Source organism: Mycobacterium lehmannii (assembly GCF_002245535.1).
GTDB lineage: Bacteria > Actinomycetota > Actinomycetes > Mycobacteriales > Mycobacteriaceae > Mycobacterium > Mycobacterium lehmannii.
In genome coordinates this window covers 52,424-71,935 of the sequence record NZ_NKCN01000026.1, presented here as the reverse complement: position 1 = coordinate 71,935, position 19,512 = coordinate 52,424, and the positions used below count along the sequence as shown (strand labels likewise).

25 protein-coding genes are annotated in these 19,512 nt (G+C 67.5%); 10 read left to right on the top strand and 15 right to left on the bottom strand.

The genetic code is table 11. The annotated features are described in order from the left end of the window. Positions 1 to 159 precede the first annotated feature (159 nt). Positions 160 to 1,014, bottom strand: coding sequence for a DUF559 domain-containing protein (locus tag CEX87_RS22730; protein WP_094289182.1), 855 nt, complete (start codon positions 1,012 to 1,014; stop codon positions 160 to 162). A 101-nt stretch (positions 1,015 to 1,115) separates the two neighbouring features. Continuing rightward, the gene (locus CEX87_RS22725; RefSeq protein ID WP_064397970.1) at positions 1,116 to 1,829 is read right to left on the bottom strand and encodes an NAD-dependent deacylase; all 714 of its coding nucleotides are present in this window, start codon (positions 1,827 to 1,829) and stop codon (positions 1,116 to 1,118) included. A 36-nt stretch (positions 1,830 to 1,865) separates the two neighbouring features. Between CEX87_RS22725 and CEX87_RS22720 the strand changes: the two genes are divergently transcribed. Further along, a complete protein-coding gene (locus tag CEX87_RS22720) occupies positions 1,866 to 2,231 on the top strand; it encodes a GntR family transcriptional regulator (protein WP_064427771.1) in 366 nt (121 codons plus the stop codon). Between the two features lie 10 nt (positions 2,232 to 2,241). On the opposite strand, the gene CEX87_RS22715 is transcribed toward CEX87_RS22720, so the two are convergent. Genes CEX87_RS22715 through CEX87_RS22705 form a run of 3 tightly spaced genes read right to left on the bottom strand, consistent with a single transcriptional unit; the run spans position 2,242 to position 4,465 of the window. Next, complete coding sequence (locus tag CEX87_RS22715) at positions 2,242 to 3,048, bottom strand: class I SAM-dependent methyltransferase (RefSeq protein ID WP_094289198.1); 807 nt, start codon at positions 3,046 to 3,048, stop codon at positions 2,242 to 2,244. A 59-nt stretch (positions 3,049 to 3,107) separates the two neighbouring features. Continuing rightward, positions 3,108 to 3,629 (bottom strand): DUF1697 domain-containing protein, encoded by a 522-nt coding sequence (locus CEX87_RS22710; protein ID WP_094289180.1) that lies wholly within the window; start codon positions 3,627 to 3,629, stop codon positions 3,108 to 3,110. Beyond that, positions 3,629 to 4,465 carry a class I SAM-dependent methyltransferase gene (locus CEX87_RS22705; protein ID WP_198957284.1) on the bottom strand — a complete coding sequence of 279 codons (837 nt, stop codon included), beginning with the start codon at positions 4,463 to 4,465 and terminating at the stop codon, positions 3,629 to 3,631. The genes CEX87_RS22710 and CEX87_RS22705 overlap by 1 nt, the downstream gene beginning before the upstream one ends. Positions 4,466 to 4,495: 30 nt before the next feature. Here CEX87_RS22705 and CEX87_RS22700 point away from each other — a divergent pair, with 30 nt between their 5' ends. Both CEX87_RS22700 and CEX87_RS22695 read left to right on the top strand, forming a co-directional pair. After that, the gene (locus tag CEX87_RS22700; protein WP_064420174.1) at positions 4,496 to 4,939 is read left to right on the top strand and encodes a PPOX class F420-dependent oxidoreductase; all 444 of its coding nucleotides are present in this window, start codon (positions 4,496 to 4,498) and stop codon (positions 4,937 to 4,939) included. Positions 4,940 to 4,979: 40 nt separating this feature from the next. Further along, a complete protein-coding gene (locus tag CEX87_RS22695) occupies positions 4,980 to 5,147 on the top strand; it encodes a DUF5302 domain-containing protein (RefSeq protein WP_094289178.1) in 168 nt (55 codons plus the stop codon). Here CEX87_RS22695 and CEX87_RS22690 read toward each other — a convergent pair. The 3 genes from CEX87_RS22690 to CEX87_RS22680 all read right to left on the bottom strand — a co-directional run bounded on the left by CEX87_RS22690 (position 5,144) and on the right by CEX87_RS22680 (position 8,403). Further along, positions 5,144 to 6,313, bottom strand: coding sequence for an MFS transporter (locus tag CEX87_RS22690; protein ID WP_416171926.1), 1,170 nt, complete (start codon positions 6,311 to 6,313; stop codon positions 5,144 to 5,146). The two genes, CEX87_RS22695 and CEX87_RS22690, sit on opposite strands and share 4 nt — an antisense overlap. 111 nt (positions 6,314 to 6,424) lie before the next feature. After that, a complete protein-coding gene (locus tag CEX87_RS22685; RefSeq protein ID WP_094289174.1) occupies positions 6,425 to 8,056 on the bottom strand; it encodes a solute symporter family protein in 1,632 nt (543 codons plus the stop codon). Next, positions 8,053 to 8,403 carry a DUF485 domain-containing protein gene (locus CEX87_RS22680; RefSeq protein WP_064397980.1) on the bottom strand — a complete coding sequence of 117 codons (351 nt, stop codon included), beginning with the start codon at positions 8,401 to 8,403 and terminating at the stop codon, positions 8,053 to 8,055. Before CEX87_RS22680 ends, CEX87_RS22685 begins: the two co-directional genes overlap by 4 nt. Before the next feature lie 111 nt (positions 8,404 to 8,514). Here CEX87_RS22680 and CEX87_RS22675 point away from each other — a divergent pair, with 111 nt between their 5' ends. Further along, on the top strand, positions 8,515 to 9,093 hold the full coding sequence (locus CEX87_RS22675; protein ID WP_064397983.1) for an HhH-GPD-type base excision DNA repair protein: 579 nt from the start codon (positions 8,515 to 8,517) through the stop codon (positions 9,091 to 9,093). Here CEX87_RS22675 and CEX87_RS22670 read toward each other — a convergent pair. Continuing rightward, positions 9,090 to 9,470 (bottom strand): recombinase family protein, encoded by a 381-nt coding sequence (locus CEX87_RS22670; RefSeq protein ID WP_064397985.1) that lies wholly within the window; start codon positions 9,468 to 9,470, stop codon positions 9,090 to 9,092. The two genes, CEX87_RS22675 and CEX87_RS22670, sit on opposite strands and share 4 nt — an antisense overlap. A gap of 142 nt (positions 9,471 to 9,612) precedes the next feature. On the opposite strand from CEX87_RS22670, the gene CEX87_RS22665 reads away from it, so the two are divergent. Next, positions 9,613 to 10,428: an alpha/beta hydrolase gene (locus tag CEX87_RS22665; protein WP_198957283.1), complete on the top strand. Its 816-nt coding sequence runs from the start codon at positions 9,613 to 9,615 to the stop codon at positions 10,426 to 10,428. On the opposite strand, the gene CEX87_RS22660 is transcribed toward CEX87_RS22665, so the two are convergent. Then, positions 10,409 to 11,077: a nitroreductase family protein gene (locus CEX87_RS22660; protein WP_094289172.1), complete on the bottom strand. Its 669-nt coding sequence runs from the start codon at positions 11,075 to 11,077 to the stop codon at positions 10,409 to 10,411. The genes CEX87_RS22665 and CEX87_RS22660 overlap by 20 nt on opposite strands. 47 nt (positions 11,078 to 11,124) lie before the next feature. Here CEX87_RS22660 and CEX87_RS22655 point away from each other — a divergent pair, with 47 nt between their 5' ends. Further along, on the top strand, positions 11,125 to 11,271 hold the full coding sequence (locus CEX87_RS22655) for a DUF1059 domain-containing protein (RefSeq protein ID WP_066808023.1): 147 nt from the start codon (positions 11,125 to 11,127) through the stop codon (positions 11,269 to 11,271). 178 nt (positions 11,272 to 11,449) lie between these two features. On the opposite strand, the gene CEX87_RS22650 is transcribed toward CEX87_RS22655, so the two are convergent. Together CEX87_RS22650 and CEX87_RS22645 are read right to left on the bottom strand one after the other, a co-directional pair. Next, positions 11,450 to 12,454: an Rv1157c family protein gene (locus CEX87_RS22650; protein WP_064397990.1), complete on the bottom strand. Its 1,005-nt coding sequence runs from the start codon at positions 12,452 to 12,454 to the stop codon at positions 11,450 to 11,452. A 62-nt stretch (positions 12,455 to 12,516) separates the two neighbouring features. Continuing rightward, positions 12,517 to 13,086 carry a hypothetical protein gene (locus CEX87_RS22645; protein ID WP_064397992.1) on the bottom strand — a complete coding sequence of 190 codons (570 nt, stop codon included), beginning with the start codon at positions 13,084 to 13,086 and terminating at the stop codon, positions 12,517 to 12,519. 178 nt (positions 13,087 to 13,264) lie between these two features. On the opposite strand from CEX87_RS22645, the gene CEX87_RS22640 reads away from it, so the two are divergent. Further along, positions 13,265 to 14,425 carry a mannosyltransferase gene (locus CEX87_RS22640; protein ID WP_064397994.1) on the top strand — a complete coding sequence of 387 codons (1,161 nt, stop codon included), beginning with the start codon at positions 13,265 to 13,267 and terminating at the stop codon, positions 14,423 to 14,425. Here the strand turns inward: CEX87_RS22640 and CEX87_RS22635 are convergent. Beyond that, positions 14,403 to 14,687 (bottom strand): 4a-hydroxytetrahydrobiopterin dehydratase, encoded by a 285-nt coding sequence (locus tag CEX87_RS22635; RefSeq protein ID WP_064398000.1) that lies wholly within the window; start codon positions 14,685 to 14,687, stop codon positions 14,403 to 14,405. The two genes, CEX87_RS22640 and CEX87_RS22635, sit on opposite strands and share 23 nt — an antisense overlap. Before the next feature lie 39 nt (positions 14,688 to 14,726). Between CEX87_RS22635 and CEX87_RS22630 the strand changes: the two genes are divergently transcribed. Continuing rightward, complete coding sequence (locus CEX87_RS22630) at positions 14,727 to 15,119, top strand: (deoxy)nucleoside triphosphate pyrophosphohydrolase (protein ID WP_094289192.1); 393 nt, start codon at positions 14,727 to 14,729, stop codon at positions 15,117 to 15,119. Here the strand turns inward: CEX87_RS22630 and CEX87_RS22625 are convergent. Further along, complete coding sequence (locus CEX87_RS22625; RefSeq protein ID WP_066847525.1) at positions 15,113 to 15,376, bottom strand: hypothetical protein; 264 nt, start codon at positions 15,374 to 15,376, stop codon at positions 15,113 to 15,115. The two genes, CEX87_RS22630 and CEX87_RS22625, sit on opposite strands and share 7 nt — an antisense overlap. Positions 15,377 to 15,450: 74 nt before the next feature. Then, positions 15,451 to 15,621, bottom strand: coding sequence for a hypothetical protein (locus CEX87_RS22620; RefSeq protein WP_094289170.1), 171 nt, complete (start codon positions 15,619 to 15,621; stop codon positions 15,451 to 15,453). A gap of 55 nt (positions 15,622 to 15,676) precedes the next feature. Here CEX87_RS22620 and typA point away from each other — a divergent pair, with 55 nt between their 5' ends. Beyond that, the gene (gene typA, locus CEX87_RS22615) at positions 15,677 to 17,566 is read left to right on the top strand and encodes a translational GTPase TypA (RefSeq protein WP_094289190.1); all 1,890 of its coding nucleotides are present in this window, start codon (positions 15,677 to 15,679) and stop codon (positions 17,564 to 17,566) included. A 50-nt stretch (positions 17,567 to 17,616) separates the two neighbouring features. Next, a complete protein-coding gene (locus tag CEX87_RS22610) occupies positions 17,617 to 19,479 on the top strand; it encodes an ABC transporter family substrate-binding protein (protein ID WP_198957285.1) in 1,863 nt (620 codons plus the stop codon). Positions 19,480 to 19,512 lie beyond the last annotated feature (33 nt).

Here is a 19,512-nt window from a genome sequence, read left to right as displayed (position 1 = left end):
GGCCGCTGCAGCACTCAACCTCACCCGACTCCACACAGCCACCGCATAGACCGGGGCCACACCACCAACCTGTACCACCAACCTGTCACCGCCCACCGGCAACCAACCACAAATCGCAACAGCCACTCAGCGCACCAGAGCGAACACAAATTGCTGAGGCTAGGCGACGGCTCGTCGGATCTCCGCGATCACTCGCTCGGGATACCGGGTGAGGTCCAACCACGTGAAGCGCAGGACTTTCCAACCGAGTAGTGCGATCTTGTTCTGACGATTGCGATCTTTGACGAAAACCTCTGCATCGCTGTGGAATGCCCAGCCGTCGACCTCGACGGCAACCTTCTGCACGCGGAACGCGACGTCGACCTTGTACCCACTGATCGGATAGTTCGTGCGCCAACCGGTGATGCCGGCGTCCCGCAGCAATCGTATGAGCAGCCGTTCGGCGGCCGATCGGGCACCGTCCGACGCCGCCCGCAGCATTCGTCCGGCGGCTGGCGATCCGTATCGGCCCTTGTTTCGCAGATGCGCTCGCCACAGGTCTTGCAGTTCGACACGGCTCTGCAGGGCCGAATCCATCAGCACGATACCGTTGCGATCGCGGACCGCTGCTTCGACGACCGTCAGCGCCAATTCGGTTACTTTCAATCCCTTTCGTTCGATCACGTCTACCCGCGTCAAGTCACGGCGCCGTATCCGTATGCCGGTGCGGCGGGGGTGATGGCTGTTTCTGGGCACGGTCACCTCGACGATCTCGGGCGCGAACCGCGTCAGGCTGTGCCACCACGCCGCGGCCAATCCACTGGCTGTCGCCTGGGTTCCATAGCCCCAGACTGCGGCCCTCACCCGGGCGGCATCGGTGAACGGCCGGTCGTCGACGAAATACACACCCGGTGAGCAGCGTCGCCACCGTCCTGCGCTCACGCGTCTCCCGATCGCATATTTGCTCAGTCCGCATCGCTCCGCCTGGGCGAGAGTTATCACCCCGTCGTGCCGACGCAGATAGTCATCCAGCACGATCTACTCGGACGCTTCAGCCGCCTATTCGGTTCCACACACTGCGATTTGTGTGCGTTCAGTCGCGATCAGCGCAACGAAACGCACACAAAAAGCCGAAGTTATCCGAGTAGGGCCGGGAGTCTCTGCAGCAGGTTCGGCAGTGCGCTGGCCGCCGTCTCGCGCACGGACGCCGTCGCGGAGTCGGACAGCGGTGTGCGTTCCGGGTTGACCTCGATGACCGGGATGCCGTTGGCAAGTGCGATCTCGGGTAGGCCCGCCGCGGGATAGACGATCGACGAGGTGCCGACGACGATCACCAGGTCGGCGCCGCTGACCGCCTCAACCGATCGCTGCCATGCGTCCTCGGGCAGCGCCTCGCCGAACCAGACCACGTTGGGCCTGATCAGCCCGCCGCACACACACCGCGGCGGGTCGACGGTCTCCACGGGTTCGGGCATGTCGGGTAGCTCACCGGAATACGTTTCCTCGCAGCGATCGCAGCGGAACTCGAACAGGCTCCCGTGCACGTGGTAGACGTTCTTGCTGCCCGCTCGCTCGTGCAGGTCGTCGACGTTCTGGGTGACGACGTGCACGTCGGCGTAGTCCTGCCAGGCGGCGACGGCCCGGTGGCCGTCGTTGGGCTGCACCGCGCTCATCATGCGGTGGCGCCACAGATACCACGCCCACACCTTCTCCGGGTGTGCCCGCCACCCGTCCGAGCTGGAGATTTCATACGGGTCGACCTTCGCCCACAGTCCGGTTTCGACATCGCGGAACGTCGGCACCCCGCTTTCGGCCGAGATGCCCGCACCGCTGAGGACCGTCACTTGCACATGACCAAACTAGCCGCTGTGGGCGATACTGAGCACGTGGCCGGGTTGGGGGATTGGGTACGCATCGACCAGCGCTCGTCGGGGGCCTTGTTCGACCAGCTCAGAACGCAGATCATCGACGGTGTGCGCGACGGCAGGCTGCCGCCGGGAACACGGTTGCCTACGGTGCGCGAGTTGGCGGGCCAGCTCGGCCTCGCGGTGAACACCGTGGCGCGGGCTTACCGCGAGTTGGAGGCGGCGGGGATCCTCGAAACCCGCGGCCGCTTCGGCACATTCGTCGCGCATGCGGATCCCGTCGACGGAGCGATGGCCACCGCGGCGAACACGTTCGTGTCGGCCGCCAAGGCGCTCGGCGTCGGCAGGGACGACGCGCTGCGGTATGTGGAAGCAGCGTTCGGCTGATTTCGGGGAGCTAGCCGAATTCGAGCAGGGTGAAGACCGGCCGTACGGAATCGAACCACGGCAGTCGCTGAGCCCCCCACATCAACGCGTTGAGCACCTTGCCACGTCCAGGCGGAAGTGCGATGTCGTGCACCGCGCGGATCCCGGAGATCTCGTTGACGAGGTTGGCGACCTGCGAGGGCGTCATGTGGAACGGCATAGGCGGCACGCGGTAGCTGAACGACGGCCGCAATAGGCCGCGGCTGATCAACCGGGCGAACCACGCCGGTGGCAGCTCGAACAGCATTCGTCCGCCGGGGAAGCGGGCCGCGCACTCGCCGATCAGGCCGAGTGCCTCCTCCGGCTGCAGATACATCAGCAGACCTTCGGCGGTGATGAACACGCCGTGTTCGGTGTCGACGTGGTCCATCCAGCTGTAGTCGAGCGCCGACTGGGCCACCATGCGCACCCGCTCCGACGCGGGCAGCAGGCGTCGACGCAGTTCGATGACCGGTGGGAGATCCACGGTGAGCCACTGGAATTCGTGTCCCACATCAGCGGCATCGATGCGGTAGAAGCTGGTCTGGAGCCCCTCAGCGAGCGCCACCACCGTGGCGCGAGGATGGTCGCCGAGGTAGCGCCGCGTCTCGCGGTCGAACGCCAGGGCCCGCACCGCCATGTCCTGGCGGCGCGACAGCCCGAATTTGGAGAAGTCGAAGTCGATGGAGTCGGCGAGCTGGATCGCCATCGGATCGTCGATCAGTCGGTCCGGTCGACGGGCCTCCGTGGCTCGCACGTTGAGCGTCATCAGCGCGGTCTCGGAGACACCGGTCAACATGGTGGCGTCGGCTTTGGCGGACCCGGCGTTCGATTCGGAACTCACCCGCTCGAATGTACCTAGCGCAGGACTTTGTCCAACGTCCGCAGGTTCCTGGTGGTGGTCGACGACTTGTACCGCTTCTTGCCCATGGTCTTGCCGATCGTGGTCTCGAGCGTCGCGGCCCTGGGCACCTGCCAGTAGATGACGCCATCGCCCCGCTCGATTTTCTCCTCGGGCGCCGCCTCAACTGCCAGGCCGGCGAGCTCGTCGAGCACCTGTTCGTCGGTCACGAACGTGACGTAGGAGTGGTGGTCGAGGACCTCGCGCTCGAACGGGTAAGCGCGCGAGATCGCCGCGACGGCGTCGATCGGGTAGGCCAGTACCCAGGCGTCGTACCCGAACGTGTCGCGCAGCGCCTTTTCGGCCTTCTTCCGCACCGCGTCGACTTTCGACCCGCTCTCGAACAGCACGTTGCCGCTGGCGAGAATCGTTCGTACCGAACGGAATCCGGCGTCCTCGAAGGCCTTCGCGACGTCAGCCATCTTGAGGTTGACGCCGCCGACGTTGACCCCCCGCAGGAAGGCGGCGTAGCGCGTCATCAGCCGAACTCCAGCAGGGTGTGGCTGGGCCGGCCTCTGCGCAGGAAGCCGAGGCGGTCCCACACCGGCGAGGCCAGCACCTTGTACAGTCCACGCCCCGGAATCATGGGCAGGTCGTGGGCGGCGCGCACACCGGGAATGCGCCCGGCCAGCGCGACCGCCTCGTCAGGGGTCATCGCGAAGGGCATCGGTGGGGTGACGTAGCGATCGGAGAGCTTCAGTTTGCCGCGCACCGTGCGTCGGCTGAACCAGGGCGGCACGTTGTCGAACATCATCCGGCCCCCGGGGAAGCGGGCCGCGCAGTCGCGGATCAGACCGAGCGCGTCGTCGGGGTCCAGATACATCAGCAGACCCTCGGTGGTGATGAACACCCCGTTCGACGCGTCGATGCGGGCCATCCAGCTACGGTCCAGCGCTGACTGCGCCAGCGGGACGATGCGGCCGTCGTGCGGCAACAGCTTCTCGCGCAGCGCCACGACGGGTGCGAGATCGACTGAGTACCAAATCAATTCGTCGGCGACACCCTGTCTCTGCAGGCGCCAGAAGCTGGTCTGAAGGCCTTCGGCGAGCGCGACCACCGACGCCTTCGGATGCGCGGTCAGATACTCGGCTGTGGCGGCGTCGAAGGCGAGAGCCCGGACCGCGTGCGACTGGTTGGGTCTGCCGAACTTGCCGTAGTCGTAGTCGATGGCGTCGAACAGTGTGACCGCCCACGGGTCGCGGAGCACCCCGTCGGAACGTTTGGCTTCGCTGGCGCGGAAGTACAGCGTCCACAGCGCGGTCGCGGATACGCCTTCGAGCACGTTGCCGTCGATTCGGGGTGCATGAGCGGTCACATCTCGATGGTAGAGACGTAGGCTTCGAGCATGGGACGCCACGTGTTCGATGACAAACTGCTCGCGCTGATCGGCGGAAACTCGCTGGGCGTCCTGGCGACCATCAAACGCGACGGTCGCCCGCAGCTGTCGAATGTGTCGTACTACTTCGACTCGCGCGCATTGACCATCCAGGTGTCGATCACCGAACCGCGGGCCAAGACGCGCAACCTGCGGCGCGATCCGCGCGCCTCACTTCACGTCAGCTCCGACGACGGCTGGTCCTACGCGGTCGCCGAGGGGGACGCGGCACTCACACCGCCCGCGGCGTCACCGGACGACGACACCGTGGAGGCGCTGATCGCGTTGTACCGCAACATCGCCGGCGAACATCCCGACTGGGACGACTACCGGCGCGCGATGGTCGACGACCGCCGGGTGGTGATGACGCTGCCGATCAGCCACGTCTACGGTATGCCGCCCGGCAAGCGCTAAAGCAGGCGACGGCCGTCGGTCCACGGGCTAGGCTGCCGTCATGGCTGAGACACCGGAAGACGACACCAAGCGCAAGTTCCGGGAGGCGCTGGAGCGCAAGAAGGCCAAGTCGGCCGGTGGAGGCGACCACAAGGACGGCGGCGCTAAGCAGCCGCGCACGCACGGGCCGGTCGAGCACCGCAGGGAGTTCCGCCGCAAGAGCGGCTAGCGGGACGCGCGCGCTTCGCGGATTAGGATCGCCGCCAGGCAGATACCGGAGAGCACGGCCACCGCCACCGCGAAACTCACGCCGGCCGTGCGTAATCCCCATTGCTCGGCGGCCAATCCCTCGCCGACGACGGGCAGCGAGATGGCTACGTAGCCGATGACGAAGTAGGTCGAGTTGACCTCGGCGCGGCGGTCGGCAGGGCTGCGTTCCGAGATCGCGGCCAGGCCGCGGCTGAAGCTCATGCCCTGTCCCGCGCCCGACACCAGGGCGGCCGCGATCAGCCCGATCAGCGACGAGAGTTGAAGTGCGACTGCAAGAATCGCCATCCCGGCGACCAGGGTGGCGCAACCGACGGCGAGCGCCCGCTGCGGCTGCATGGTGTTGGTGGCGATCTGAGTCAGGGCTGAGGCGGCGAAGATCGAACCGGCGATGAGCCCGGCGACGGCCTGGTTGTCGATGCCGACGACCTCGGTGACAAAGGACGGCGCGACGGCGGCGAACAGGCCGGTGACGGCGAATCCGGCGAAGCCTGCGATCGCGGCGAGGATGAACACCGAACGCACCTCGGGCGGTACCGCCAGCCGCTGCAGCGCGATGCGTCCGGACCGCGGCGAGGTCTCGGGCACCAGCAGCACCGCCACGCCCGCCAGTGCCGCCAGCACGATGTGCACGATGAAGCTCAGGTGTAGCGGCATCGGGGCGTACTCAACCAGCACGCCGGCCAGCATCGGACCGGCCCCGAGCCCGCCGATGTTCGCGACGGTCGCGACCGCGGCGGCCCTGCTGCGCCAGTGCGGCGGTGCGGCCTCGATGACGGCGGCGGTGGCCGTCCCGGTGAAGACACCCGCGGACAGTCCGGAGAACACGCGGCCGACAACCAGCAGCGGCACCGAGTCCGCGACCAGGAACACCCCGGCGCTGATTAGCGCCGCGACGACACCGCCGAGCAGCAGCGGGCGCCTGCCGATCGCGTCGGACCAGCGTCCGAACGCCAGCAGCGCGAACAGCACACCGCCCGCGTAGGCCGCGTAGACGACGGTGGTGGTCACCACCGAGAACTGCATCTGCTCGCCGTAGAGGGCATACATCGGCGTCGGCATCGTCGTGCCGAGCATGATCGCTGCGAATGCGTACGCCAGTAGGGGGAATCCCCAGCGCGTGCTCACGCGGGTCGGAGCCTCAGCCACGAGGAGGTGCAACTTTCCGCGCCGAAATTGCATTCCAGCAGGCGGTCACTCGGACTTTGCCTGCTGGAATGCAATTTCGCGCAGTTGAAGTCAGTGGGTGACGGCCTTCTCGGCGCCGAAGCCGGTCAGCGAGCGCACCTCGAACTCGGCGTTGATGTCCGGATCGCCCCGGTCCGATGACGTCAGGGTGGCGAGAGCGCCGAGCAGGAAAGCCAGCGGGATCGACACGATGCCGGGGTTGGCGAGCGGGAACCAGGCGAAGTCGACGCTCGGCAGCATCGCGGTCTTCGATCCCGACACGGCCGGGGAGAACACGATAAGCACGATCGTCGAGATCAGACCGCCGTACATGCTCCACAGCGCGCCGCGGGTGTTGAACCGCGGCCAGTACAGCGAGTACAGGATGGTCGGCAGGTTGGCCGCCGCGGCCACCGCGAAGGCGAGCGCGACCAGGAACGCGATGTTCTGCTCGGCGGCCAGCACGCCAAGTCCGATCGCGAAGACACCCAGCACCACGACCGTGACCCGCGAAACCCGCACCTGCTCGCTCTCGCTGACCCGGTCGCTCTTGAGCACGCTGGCATAGATGTCGTGCGCGAACGACGTTGCCGCCGTGATGGTCAGGCCGGCGACCACGGCGAGGATCGTCGCGAACGCGACCGCCGAGATGATGCCGAGCAGGATCACCCCGCCGAGTTCGAACGCCAGGAGCGGTGCGGCCGAGTTCTGCCCGCCGGGGGCGGCCAGGATGGTGTCGGGCCCGACGAGCGCCGCGGCGCCGTAACCGAGGGCGAGGGTGAACAGGTAGAACGCGCCGATGAGCGCGATCGCCCAGACCACCGAGCGGCGCGCCTCCTTGGCGGTCGGCACCGTGTAGAAGCGCATCAGCACGTGCGGCAGGCCCGCGGTGCCCAGCACCAGCGCCAGTGCCAACGAGATGAAGTTGATCTGCGATGTCAACGACGCGCCGTACTGCGCGCCGGGGGCAAGGACGTCGCGGGCGGCGACGGCCTCGTTCGACGAGCCCGAGACGGCCGACTGGGCTGCGCCGAGGATCTCGGAGAAGTTCGCACCGAACTTGGCGAGCACCCACACCGTCATCAGCGCCGTGCCGCCGATCAACAGCACGGCCTTGATGATCTGCACCCAGGTGGTGCCCTTCATGCCGCCGATCAGCACGTAGGCGATCATCAGCACACCGACGACAGCGATCACGACGGCCTGGCCGAAATCGCTGGTGACGTTGAGTAACAGCGCGACGAGCCCGCCGGCGCCTGCCATCTGCGCGAGCAGGTAGAACAGGCACACGACCAGAGTCGTGGTGGCCGCTGCTAGCCGCACCGGGCGCTGCTTGAGCCGGAAGCTAAGCACGTCGGCCATCGTGAATTTGCCTGCGTTGCGCAGTAATTCGGCGACCAACAGCAGCGCGACGAGCCAGGCCACCAGGAAGCCGATGGAGTAGAGGAAGCCGTCGTAGCCGTAGACCGCGATCGCACCCGCGATGCCCAGGAAGCTGGCGGCGGACAGATAGTCACCGGAGATCGCGATGCCGTTCTGGGGGCCGGTGAACGACCGCCCGGCCGTGAAGAATTCGGTGGCGGTGGCGTTGCGCTTGCTCGCGCGGATCACGATGTACAGCGTCACCGCGACGAACAGCCCGAAGATGCCGATGTTGGCGGCGGGGTTGCCGACGTTCGGGTCCACGGCCAGCAAGGTGGTCATACCGCACCGCCTTCCAGTTTGGTGCGGATGGCCTCGGCCCGCGGGTCGAGCTCGCGGTTGGCGAAGCGTACGTACAGGCCGGTGATCACGAACGTGGAGACGAACTGACCGACGCCGATCAACAGGCCGACGTTGATGTCGCCCCACACCTTGATGGCCATGAAGTCGTGGGCGAACGCGCCCAGAATCACGTAGGCGGCATACCAGATGAGAAACACCGCGCTCATCGGGAAGACAAAGCGTCGCAGCCGGCTCCGCAGTTCCTGAAACTCCGGGCTGGCCTGCACGGCCCGAAATTCGTCGCCGCTGACCGCGGTGCCCGAGGATGATCGTTGCGTCTCGGGCACGGGCGACTCCTGATCTAGATGTCGTTGCGTGTGCGCAGCCGGGAGACGCGCGTCACATTCAGCTGATTGCCAGGCAACTCTAAGCCCAAACCTCGGATCTAGACTGGCGTCGTGGCGAAACTGCAGCTTGTCCAAGATCCCGCGGCCGACGCGCTGCTGGAATCCAACCCGTTCGCATTGTTGACCGGGATGCTGCTCGATCAGCAGTACCCGATGGAGGCGGCGTTCGCAGGTCCGAAGAAGATCGCGGACCGCCTCGGTGGCTTCGATGTCCGCGAGATCGCCGACTACGACCCCGAGAAGTTCGTTGAGCTGTGCTCGAAAACCCCTGCAATCCACCGGTTTCCGGGTTCGATGGCTAAACGGGTACAGGCGCTGGCGCAGTTGATCGTCGATCGCTACGGCGGTGATGCGGCCGCGCTGTGGACCGAGGGCGACCCGGACGGCGCCGAGGTGCTGCGTCGGCTCAAGGCCCTGCCGGGGTTCGGGGAGCAGAAGGCGAAGATCTTTCTGGCTCTGCTCGGCAAGCAGTACGGCGTGACCCCCGAAGGTTGGCGCAAGGCCGCCGGCGACTACGGCAAGGCGGGCTCGTACCGGTCGGTGGCCGACGTTGTCGACGCCGGTTCGCTGGAGAAGGTGCGGTCGTACAAGAAGCAGGCGAAGGCAGCCGCCAAGGCCGCAAAGGGTTAGACCGCGGCGTCCTCGGAATCCAGGCGGGCCAGCGTCTTGATGACGGATGCGACGACGCGGCCGGTGGAGGTCCCGGTGTCGAGGCCCTCTTTGAGAGTGCGAAGCCGAAGGCCGCGTTCGCAGAGTTCGGCGATGGTGCGGGTGACCTCGGTTCCGGTGCGGCCGAGCCGGTCGAGCGCGACCACGACGATGGTGTCGCCGGAACGGGCGTAGCTCAACATGGAGTGTAGGCCCGCGCCGATGCGGTCGGCGGAATCAGAAAGCCGGTCGGTGAACACCCGTCGGGGGTCGACACCTGCAGCGTTGAGCGCCGCGAGCTGACCCTCGAGGCCCTGCTCGGCGGTGCTTGCTGTGGCGTAGCCCAGCGTGCAGGTCACGTTCCCAAGATCGCACGAGGCAGGTCGTCCCGAAAGCGACGCCGTGATGTTTGCGCCGAACCGTTACCGGACGTCGATAAACGAGAGATGAAGTAGTGGATTACGCATGGTGCCGGGGTCGAGACGGAGCACACTGCTTGGCATGGCTGACGAAGTCCTGGACCCTATCCGCTTGGCCGGGCTGGAAGTGCTCGAGGCGGGCACGACCACTTCTCGCCATCCGACACCGCTACTCTTCATCCACGGCGCCTGGCACGCCGCATGGTGCTGGGAGAACTTCCTCGGTTTCTTCGCCGAGAACGGTTATCGCGCAGTGGCGGTCAGCCTGCGAGGCCACGGCGCCAGTGCCGTGCCGAAGCGATTCAGGCTCTGTTCGCTGACCGACTACATCGACGACGTCGAAAGTGTCATTGCGCAATTGCCTGTGGCGCCAATCCTCGTCGGCCACTCGATGGGCGGGTTCATCGTCCAGAAGTATCTCCAGCGCAATGACGCAGCGGCGGCCGTCTTGTTGGCGTCCGCGTCCGTTCGCGGCAGCCGTGGCTTCGCGCAGCGCTTGATGCGGCGACATCCGTGGCTGATGTTCAGGAACATGCTGACGGGTGATGCCGCCTACGGGTTCAATACGCCGACCGTCGCCCGCGGGTTGTTCTACTCGCAGAACACCGCCGAGTCGGACGTGGCTCGCTACGCGGCGCTGGTCGCTAACGAGAGCCTTCGGGTCGCATTCGACACCTTCCGTCCGATCGCCAGTCCCGAGAGCGTGACGACACCCGTCCTTGTTCTTGGCGCGGAACTCGACGGCGCGATCACACGCGCGGAGGTCGACGCGACCGCGAGGGCGTATGGCGGCCAGGCCGAGATCTTCCCGGATATGGGGCACAACATGATGCTCGAATCGGGTTGGGCCGAGGTAGCCCGCCACATCGACGCGTGGCTCACCGCTCGCGGTCTGTGAACGGCTTGCCGTCGAAGCGCTCCCTGGTGGCGATCTCGGCGACGGGTTTGCGGGTCAACCTCGTCAGTTGGCGGACCGGCCTACCGAGCGGTAGTACAGCGGCGACCGCGTAGTTGTCCGGGATGCCCAGCAACTCACGAACCCGCGGCTCTTCGGCGACGGCGGCGGTGGTGAGCACACCGCCGTACCCCTCGTTGCGGGCTGCCAGCAGGATGTTCCAGACGAACGGGTACACCGAGGCGCCCGCGACCAGACCCACACGGTTGAGGTGCTGATCGAACGCGGCCACGACGCCGAGATCGACGCAGACCACCAGCACCACCTCGGCGGTGCGCAGCGGAGACTGGTTCGGCACGTTGACCGCCGCGATGGTCTGCTCGTCAACCCGACAGGGATGCAACGGATTCCACGGGCTTTCGCCGTTGCGCAGCTGCGCGATGTAGCGCTTGGCCCCGGGTATCGCGCATTCGATCAGCGCCTCGCGTGTTGCGGTATCGCGCACCACGACGACCCGAGTGCCCTGGCGGTTGCCGCCGCTCGGCGCGAAGCGGGCATTGTCGAGGATGCGCTCGAGGACGTCGTCGGGCAGCGGGTCGCCGGTGTACTCGCGCACTGCAGCCGTCGTGCGCATGACGTCGTTGAGATCCATGGCTATATCTTGGGCCTGTCGGTGGCGACCTATGCGAAGGTGGGGATATGAAGACGCACCTGAACTGCCCGTGTGGCGAAGCGATTGTCGGTAAGGACGAGGAGGACCTGGTCGAGAAGGCCCAGGCGCATCTGTCCGAGTCGCATCCCGGCCGCGATTACGACCGGGACGCGATCCTCTTCATGGCCTACTGATCCTGATTCCAAACCGACGCAATGGTCGATCGCGAGCCGGCGAATCAGCCAAAGCGTCGGTCTGACGACTACTGATCCGGCGAGCGACCGCATTTGCACGCGCCGGCGCGGCGTGTCGTGGTGCAACACGGCCGCTCGCGGGGATGTGTGTGTGGGCCCGCGGGGGTTGAGGCAGACGTTACGGAACGACCGTCGAGCCGATCGTCGGCATGAACTGGCACTGCCGTTCGGTGGTCGTGACCTGTCCGAAGATGGTCGACAAGATGCTGCCCGAGCCGGTGTCGGCGATCGCGGTCAGAGTGGTCGGCCCCTCGGGGTTGATATCCGAGCGCGGCTTCAGCGTGGCGCTGCCCGACTTACCGGTGGTCAGGTTGACCCAGGTGACGTTGAGCGGCAACTTCTGCTCGGCAGCCGGACCCGGCGTGCCGACCGCGGTGAACACGTAAGCGGTCTGACCCGGACCGGGGCCCGGAGTCGGGATCTTCGCGGGCCCGGCCACCGAAATCGCGGTGGCGAGTACGTTTCCGCCGTCGCCGAGGCAACCGTTGCTGATCGACGGGTACATGAAGTCCTGCGTCGGCGGGGCGTCCGGGCCGAAGCCGGGGCCGGGCGCGGCGGCAGGAGCCGGTGCGGGTGCTGGACCCGGGGCAGGCCCGGCCTCCGGAGCCGGTGCGGGTGCTGGAGCCGGTGCGGCCTCGGGTGCGGGCGCCGCGGCAACGGCCACCGGTGCAGCCGCAGGCGCCGGAGCGGGAGCGGCCGCAGGTGTGGGCGGCACCTCGGGTGCGGGCACCGCGTCCGGTACGGGTCCGACAGCGTGAGCCGGATTGATCCCGGCCGGCAGATGCGCCTGCTCGCCCGGCACCGCGCCGGGTGCGGGATTGTGCGCGACGAACTGGTTGACCGCCGACGCGACATTGCGCGACTCGGTGGGCGCGACCGCGTCACCGGCGAACACCGCGGCCGCGGCCATCAGCGTCGACGCGGCATTCGTGGGATCAGCGGCGGCCTGCTGGATCGCCGGGCTGATGCCCTGGACCGCGGTCAGTCCGGGCGCCTGCAGGCCGTCGATCGGCGCCGGGGGCGCGGGTTCGGCGCCGGCCACACCGGTCACGCCGCTGGCGAGCAGCGTGGCCGATGAGCCGATCGCGAGGGCGACGTTGGCGAACATCCTTCGAGCTGACATGGCTCCCTCAGAGGTTGTAGTGGTCGTGTCTGCCAGTGGGTGGTTCGGCGTCGCCCCGCGGATCACGGAAGAGCCGACAGCGGCATCAGCAGCGGCGCCATGCCCGCGCTGGGCAGTGCCGGGGCTGCGGCAGGTGCGGCGGCCGGAGCGGCCGCGGCGGGTGCGGCGGCCGCCGGCGTGGCCGCCTGTGCGGCGGCGGGCAGGAGGCCGGTCAACGGCGTTCCCTCAGGCAGCAGCGAGGCCAGCCCGGTCGGCAGGTTGGACAGCAGGTTGGCCGGGTTGGCCGGTGCGGCCGCAGGCGTGGCTGCGGGTGCCGCCGGCGCCGCGGGCATACCGGGCAGCGATGACGGCGGCTGCGGAAGGGTGACGGTCGCCGTCGCCGACGGAGGCGTCGCGGCCGGGGCGGCGGGGGCCTGAGCGGTGTTCAGCAGCGAGGTGAAGCCCTGCATGAGCTGCGTCGCCGCGGCCGGGTTCGACGCCAACTGCTGGATAAGCGGCAACCCCGGCACGCTGGGCGCGGGCGCCGGCGCCGCGGGCTGGGCGGTGGCGGTGGCGCTCAGCGCCAGCGCGGCCGAGACCGCTCCCGCCGCGGCGATCATGGTGGTCGCGAACAGTTTTCCGGTGCTGCGCATGGTTCTCCCAATCAGTTGTGTCGGCACGTCTTCGCCCGAAGCTACGGAGTTACTGATGTGACTCAAGTGACACGTGTGGCAGTGACTCAACCGTTACGCAAGCGAGGGGTTTCGGTGACCGGCCGATAGAGTCGGGCGGATAGACACCTCGACAAGCGCCGCCCCGTCGACGTCGCGGATGGCCGAGCGACTGGCCGCTGCGGCGCCCGTGCTGTTGGTGATCAGCATCGCCGCACGACTGGCGTGGACCTATCTGGTCCCCAACGGCGCGAACTTCGTCGACCTGCACGTCTACGTCGGAGGTGCCGGCACGTTGGATCAACCCGGCGCGCTCTACGACTACGTCTATGCCGAGCAGACGCCGGACTTCCCCCTCCCTTTCACCTATCCGCCGTTCGCCGCGGTGGTGTTCTATCCGCTTCACCTGTTGCCGTTCGGCCTCGTCGCCTTCCTGTGGCAACTCGGGATCATTGCCGCCCTATACGGCGTGGTGCGCATCAGCCAGCGGCTCCTGGGTTCCGGCGATCGGCGGACCGCGATGCTGTGGACGGCGGTCGGCATCTGGCTCGAACCGCTGCGCAGCACCTTCGACTACGGGCAGATCAACGTGGTGCTCGTGCTGGCGGTTCTCTATGCGGTGTACAGCACGCGATGGTGGTTGTCCGGCCTGCTGGTCGGGGTCGCGGCAGGGTTGAAGCTGACGCCCGCGGTCTCGGGGTTGTACTTCCTCGGTGCGCGGCGATGGGGTGCGGTGATCTTTTCGGCGGTCGTATTCGTTGCGACCGTGGGGATTTCGGCCCTGATTGTCGGCGAGGAGACCCGGCGCTACTTCACCGAACTGCTCGGTGACGCCAATCGTGTCGGCCCGGTCGGCACGTCGTTCAACCAGTCGTGGCGCGGTGGGATATCGCGGATTCTCGGGCACGACGCGGGTTACGGGCCCGCGGTCCTGGCGGGCATCGCGGTGACGGCGGGGCTGGCGGTCGTGGCGTGGCGCGCGATCGGCGGCGCTTCCGATCGGTTGGGTGCGATCGTCGTGGTGCAGTTGTTCGGTCTGCTGCTCTCACCGATCTCGTGGACACATCACTGGGTGTGGCTGATCCCGTTGATGATCTGGTTGCTGCACGGGCCGTTGAGCGACCGTCTCGGCGCGCGGGTGCTCGGGTGGGGGTGGCTCGTCCTGACCCTGATCGGGGTTCCGTGGCTGCTGAGCTTCGCGCAGCCGACGATCTGGGTGATCCCGCGACCCTGGTATCTGGCGTGGGCGGGGTTGATCTACATCGTCGCCACGCTGGCGACGCTGGCCTGGATCGCCGCTACTGGCCGACGATCCCGTTGATGTCTTTGGCCATCTCGACGTCCTTGTCGGTGATGCCGCCCTCGGAATGTGTCACCAGCGCGAAAGTCACTGTCCGCCAGCGGATGTCGATATCGGGGTGGTGATCCTTGGACTCCGCGTGCTCACCGACCCGGCGTACCGCGTCGATGCCGTCGAGAAACGCGGGGAACTTGATCGAGCGTCGCAGGGCGCCGTCGGCTCGCTCCCAGCCGGGCAGATCGGGCAGTGCGGCGTCTACTTGTTCGTCCGTTAACACAGCCATGGGTTCGACGGTATACCTTCGGTCGCAGTGTCGAACCAGATGTCGAACCAGATCGTCGTCGCCGGCGCCCTCATCAACGAGGACTTGCTGCTCGTCGCCCAACGCGACCGGCCCGCAGAACTCGCCGGGCTGTGGGAACTGCCCGGTGGCAAAGTGGCCGCCGGGGAGACCGACGAAGCCGCGCTGGCCCGCGAATTGCACGAGGAGTTGGGCGTCGTCGTCGACGTCGGTGCGCGGATCGGCGACGACGTCGCACTGACAGCGACCACGGTTCTGCGCGCCTACCGCGTCACCCAGACCGGCGGGACCCTGCACCCCAACGACCACCGCGCCCTGCGCTGGATCAGCTTCGACGAACTCGACGGCGTCGCATGGGTGCCCGCCGACCGCGCGTGGGTGCCGGAGCTGCGCCTGGCGCTGGGGGGTCAGTAACGCAAGCCGTCGCGGACGACGCGCACCGCCGGTTGGTGATGCATCGCGTAGATGGGGTGCAGCAGCGCCGGATGCCGGCAGTGCACGCAGGATTCGCGCGATGCGGTGGTCGACGACAGCGTCAGGTGGTGACAGGTCGCGCATCGCACCACGAAAGCGGCGCCCATCCAGTTGAGCAGTCCGATGTAGATCGCCGCGACTGCGGCGGCCGCCAGCACTCCGATGAGCACCACGGTGAGGATCTCGAAGATCATCATGACCCCGTCTCCCTCCCTCGGGTAACGAGGTCGACGGTAGTCACCGCACCTGCGCAAACGCTGTGAGCTCCGGACTACTTGATCTTGCGCGCCCGCTTGTGCACCTTCGCCAGGTCTTTGCCGCGCAGACCGTTGAGTTCCGCCTTGCGCACCTTTTGGACGACGACCGGGCAGCGCTTGCAGCGAGGCTTGCTGCGACAGCACTTCTTCTTCGGCTTGAGGTCGGCGAGCTTGCTGGGCTTCAAGTGACGGACATCTCTCGTTTTCGTGATCGGCCGACCGCACTGCGACAATCTCGAAGTGGATTTTAGGAACGTCGCCATCGTGGCACACGTCGACCACGGGAAGACGACCCTGGTCGACGCCATGCTGCGTCAGTCGGGCGCGCTCACACACCGTGGTGACGACGCCACCGAACGCATCATGGACTCCGGTGATCTCGAGCGCGAAAAAGGCATCACGATCCTCGCCAAGAACACCGCGGTGCACCGGCATCACGCCGACGGCAACGTGACCGTCATCAACGTCATCGACACACCGGGACACGCCGATTTCGGCGGCGAGGTCGAACGCGGGCTGTCCATGGTCGACGGTGTGCTGCTGCTGGTCGACGCGTCCGAGGGGCCGCTGCCGCAGACCCGCTTCGTGCTGCGCAAGGCGCTGGCCGCCCATCTGCCGGTGATCCTGGTGGTCAACAAGACCGACCGCCCCGACGCCCGGATCGGCGAGGTCGTCTCCGACAGCCACGACCTGCTGCTCGATGTCGCATCGGACCTCGACGAAGAAGCGCAGAAGGCCGCGGAGGAGGCGCTCGGCCTGCCGACGCTGTACGCGTCGGGCCGGGCCGGCATCGCCAGCACCACCGAGCCCGCCAACGGCGAGAACCCGGACGGCACCAACCTCGACCCGCTGTTCGACGTGCTGATGGAGCACATCCCGCCGCCCACCGGGGACCCCGAGGCCCCGCTGCAGGCGCTGGTCACCAACCTCGACGCCTCGGCGTTCCTGGGCCGCCTGGCGCTGATCCGCATCTACAACGGCAAGCTGCGCAAGGGCCAGCAGGTCGCCTGGATGCGCGAGGTCGACGGAGTACCGGTCGTCACGAACGCCAAGATCACCGAGCTGCTGGCCACCGTCGGCGTCGAACGCAATCCGACCGACGAGGCCATCGCCGGCGACATCGTCGCCGTCGCAGGCATGCCCGAGATCATGATCGGCGACACGCTCGCCGATCCGGACCACGCGCACGCGCTGCCGCGCATCAGCGTCGACGAGCCGGCCATCTCGGTCACCATCGGCACCAACACCTCACCGCTGGCGGGCAAGGTGTCCGGCCACAAGCTCACCGCGCGGATGGTGCGAAGCCGCCTGGACCAGGAACTGGTCGGCAACGTGTCGATCAAGGTGGTCGACATCGGCAGGCCCGACGCGTGGGAGGTGCAGGGCCGCGGCGAACTGGCGCTGGCCGTGCTCGTCGAACAGATGCGCCGCGAGGGTTTCGAGCTGACCGTCGGCAAGCCGCAGGTCGTGACCCGCACCATCGACGGCAAGCTGCACGAGCCGTACGAAGCGATGACCATCGACTGTCCCGAGGAGTTCGTCGGCGCCATCACGCAGCTGATGGCCGCACGCAAGGGCCGCATGGAGGACATGACCAACCACGCCGCGGGCTGGGTGCGGATGGATTTCGTCGTGCCGAGCCGCGGGCTCATCGGTTTCCGCACCGACTTTTTGACTATCACCCGCGGCACCGGCATCGCCAACGCCGTCTTCGACGGCTACCGGCCGTGGGCGGGGGAGATCCGCGCCCGGCACAGCGGCTCGCTCGTCTCCGACCGCAGCGGTCAGATCACGCCGTTCGCGATGATCCAGCTCGCCGACCGCGGCCAGTTCTTCGTCGAGCCCGGCCAGGACACCTACGAAGGTCAGGTCGTTGGCATCAACCCGCGCGCCGAGGATCTCGACGTCAACGTAACCCGGGAAAAGAAGCTCACCAACATGCGCAGCTCGACGGCCGACGTCATCGAAACCCTGGCCCGGCCGCTGGAACTGACCCTGGAACAAGCCATGGAGTTCTGCGCCGAAGACGAATGCGTCGAGGTCACCCCCGAGGTCGTCCGCGTGCGCAAGGTGGAGTTGAACGCGAGCCTGCGCGCCAGGGCCAAGGCGCGCGCGAAGGCCCGCGGCTGAAACCGACGGTCGCCGATCGGGCGGGCGCCTCGAAGTTGCCCGATACCCTGTTGGGCGTGCCCGGCCCCCGACGCGTCATCGCCACGTTGTCCGCGATGGTGACACTGCTGGCCGCCTGCACCGTCAGCCCGCCGCCCGCGCCGCAGAGCACCGATACGCAGCAGCAGCCGCCGCCTCCTCCGTTGAAGGCGACGCAGATCATCATGGCGATCGACTGGATCGGCCCCGGCTTCAATCCGCATCTATTGTCCGACCAGTCGCCCGTCAACGCGGCGATCAGCTCGCTCGTGCTCCCCAGTTCCTTCCGGCCCATCGCCGATCCGAAGACCCCGACCGGGTCGCGGTGGGAGCTCGACACCACACTGCTGGAAACAGCAGAGGTGACGAGCCGAGACCCGTTCACCGTCACCTACAAGATCCGCCCCGAGGCGTCGTGGACCGACAACGCGCCCATCGCCGCCGACGACTACTGGTACCTGTGGCAGCAGATGGTCAGCCAACCCGGGGTCGTCGACCCGGCGGGCTACGACCTGATCACCGGCGTGCAGTCGGTCGAAGGCGGCAAGACCGCGGTCGTGACGTTCTCGCAGCCGTATCCGGCGTGGCGCGAGTTGTTCAACGACATCCTCCCGGCGCACATCGTCAAGGATGTGCCTGGCGGATTCGCCGCGGGTCTGGCGCGGGCGCTGCCCGTGACGGGCGGTCAGTTCCGCGTCGAGAACATCGACCCCCAGCGCGACGAAATTCTGCTGGCCCGCAACGACCGGTACTGGGGCCCTCCGGCGAAACCCGATCAGGTGTTGTTCCGCAGGGGTGGCGACTCGGCGGCACTGGCGGATTCGATCCGCAACGGCGACACGCAGGTCGCCCAAGTGCACGGCGGGTCGGCCGTGTTCGCCCAACTGTCCGCGATCCCCGACGTGCGCACGGCGCGGATCGTCACGCCGCGTGTGATGCGGTTGAGTCTGCGGGCTCAGCAGCCCGCGTTGCGCGATTCGCAGGTGCGCAAGGCGATCCTGGGGCTGCTCGACGTCGACCTTCTCGCCGCCGTCGGCGCGGGCGACGACAACACGGTGACGTTGGCTCAGGCTCAGGTGCGCTCACCGTCGGATCCGGGTTACGTCCCCACGGCACCGCCCGCGATGGCCAAGGAGGACGCCCTCGGGTTACTGGCCGACGCGGGATACGAGCTGGAACCGGTCGTGACCAGTGCGCCGCCCACGCCCGGGAGCCCTCCGCCGGACGGCGACCGCGGGCGCATTGCCAAGGACGGTGAACCGTTGGCGTTGGTGATCGGGGTGGCAGCCAACGACCCGACGTCGGTGGCCGTGGCCAACACCGCGGCCGACCAGCTGCGCAACGTCGGCATCGCAGCATCGGTGTCGGCGCTCGACCCCGTGGCTCTGTACGACGATGCGTTGCCCAACAACCGGGTCGACGCGGTGGTGGGCTGGAATCAGGCTGGCGGGGATCTGGCCACGTCGCTGGCGTCGCGCTACGGCTGCCGAGCGCTGGAGGCGACGCCGGTGGCGACGGCCCAACCCGGTCCCAGGACGACGCCTCGCGCCACCCCGACACCGGGTACGACGCGGCCTACACCCACCGCCACGACGCCGAGCCCGCAACCCGAACCCGAATCGGACGAACTGGTCCAGGCGCCCAGCAACATCACCGGGATCTGCGATCGCAGCATCCAGCCGAAGATCGACGCCGGGCTCGACGGCAGCGAAGACATCGCCGATGTCATCACCGCCGTCGAACCGCGCCTGTGGAACATGGCGACCGTGCTGCCGATCCTGCAGGACACCACGATCGTGGCGTCGGGCCCCAGCGTGCAGAACGTCAGCCTGTCCGGCGCCGTGCCGGTCGGCATCGTCGGTGACGCCGGCGAATGGGTGAAGACCAAGCAGTAGGGCCTCGCCGGGACACCTCGCGAGTGTGTGCAG

What these genes read in the sequence shown, in the direction of transcription:
- CEX87_RS22715 (WP_094289198.1), bottom strand. Translation starts at nt 3,048, where the DNA reads ATGTTGACCGGTGTCTCCGAGACCGCGCTGATGACGCTCAACGTGCGA.
- CEX87_RS22710 (WP_094289180.1), bottom strand. Translation starts at nt 3,629, where the DNA reads ATGACGCGCTACGCCGCCTTCCTGCGGGGGGTCAACGTCGGCGGCGTC.
- CEX87_RS22700 (WP_064420174.1), top strand. Translation starts at nt 4,496, where the DNA reads ATGGGACGCCACGTGTTCGATGACAAACTGCTCGCGCTGATCGGCGGA.
- CEX87_RS22695 (WP_094289178.1), top strand. Translation starts at nt 4,980, where the DNA reads ATGGCTGAGACACCGGAAGACGACACCAAGCGCAAGTTCCGGGAGGCG.
- CEX87_RS22685 (WP_094289174.1), bottom strand. Translation starts at nt 8,056, where the DNA reads ATGACCACCTTGCTGGCCGTGGACCCGAACGTCGGCAACCCCGCCGCC.
- CEX87_RS22665 (WP_198957283.1), top strand. Translation starts at nt 9,613, where the DNA reads ATGGCTGACGAAGTCCTGGACCCTATCCGCTTGGCCGGGCTGGAAGTG.
- CEX87_RS22660 (WP_094289172.1), bottom strand. Translation starts at nt 11,077, where the DNA reads ATGGATCTCAACGACGTCATGCGCACGACGGCTGCAGTGCGCGAGTAC.
- CEX87_RS22655 (WP_066808023.1), top strand. Translation starts at nt 11,125, where the DNA reads ATGAAGACGCACCTGAACTGCCCGTGTGGCGAAGCGATTGTCGGTAAG.
- CEX87_RS22650 (WP_064397990.1), bottom strand. Translation starts at nt 12,454, where the DNA reads ATGTCAGCTCGAAGGATGTTCGCCAACGTCGCCCTCGCGATCGGCTCA.
- CEX87_RS22645 (WP_064397992.1), bottom strand. Translation starts at nt 13,086, where the DNA reads ATGCGCAGCACCGGAAAACTGTTCGCGACCACCATGATCGCCGCGGCG.
- CEX87_RS22640 (WP_064397994.1), top strand. Translation starts at nt 13,265, where the DNA reads ATGGCCGAGCGACTGGCCGCTGCGGCGCCCGTGCTGTTGGTGATCAGC.
- CEX87_RS22635 (WP_064398000.1), bottom strand. Translation starts at nt 14,687, where the DNA reads ATGGCTGTGTTAACGGACGAACAAGTAGACGCCGCACTGCCCGATCTG.
- CEX87_RS22630 (WP_094289192.1), top strand. Translation starts at nt 14,727, where the DNA reads ATGTCGAACCAGATCGTCGTCGCCGGCGCCCTCATCAACGAGGACTTG.
- CEX87_RS22625 (WP_066847525.1), bottom strand. Translation starts at nt 15,376, where the DNA reads ATGATGATCTTCGAGATCCTCACCGTGGTGCTCATCGGAGTGCTGGCG.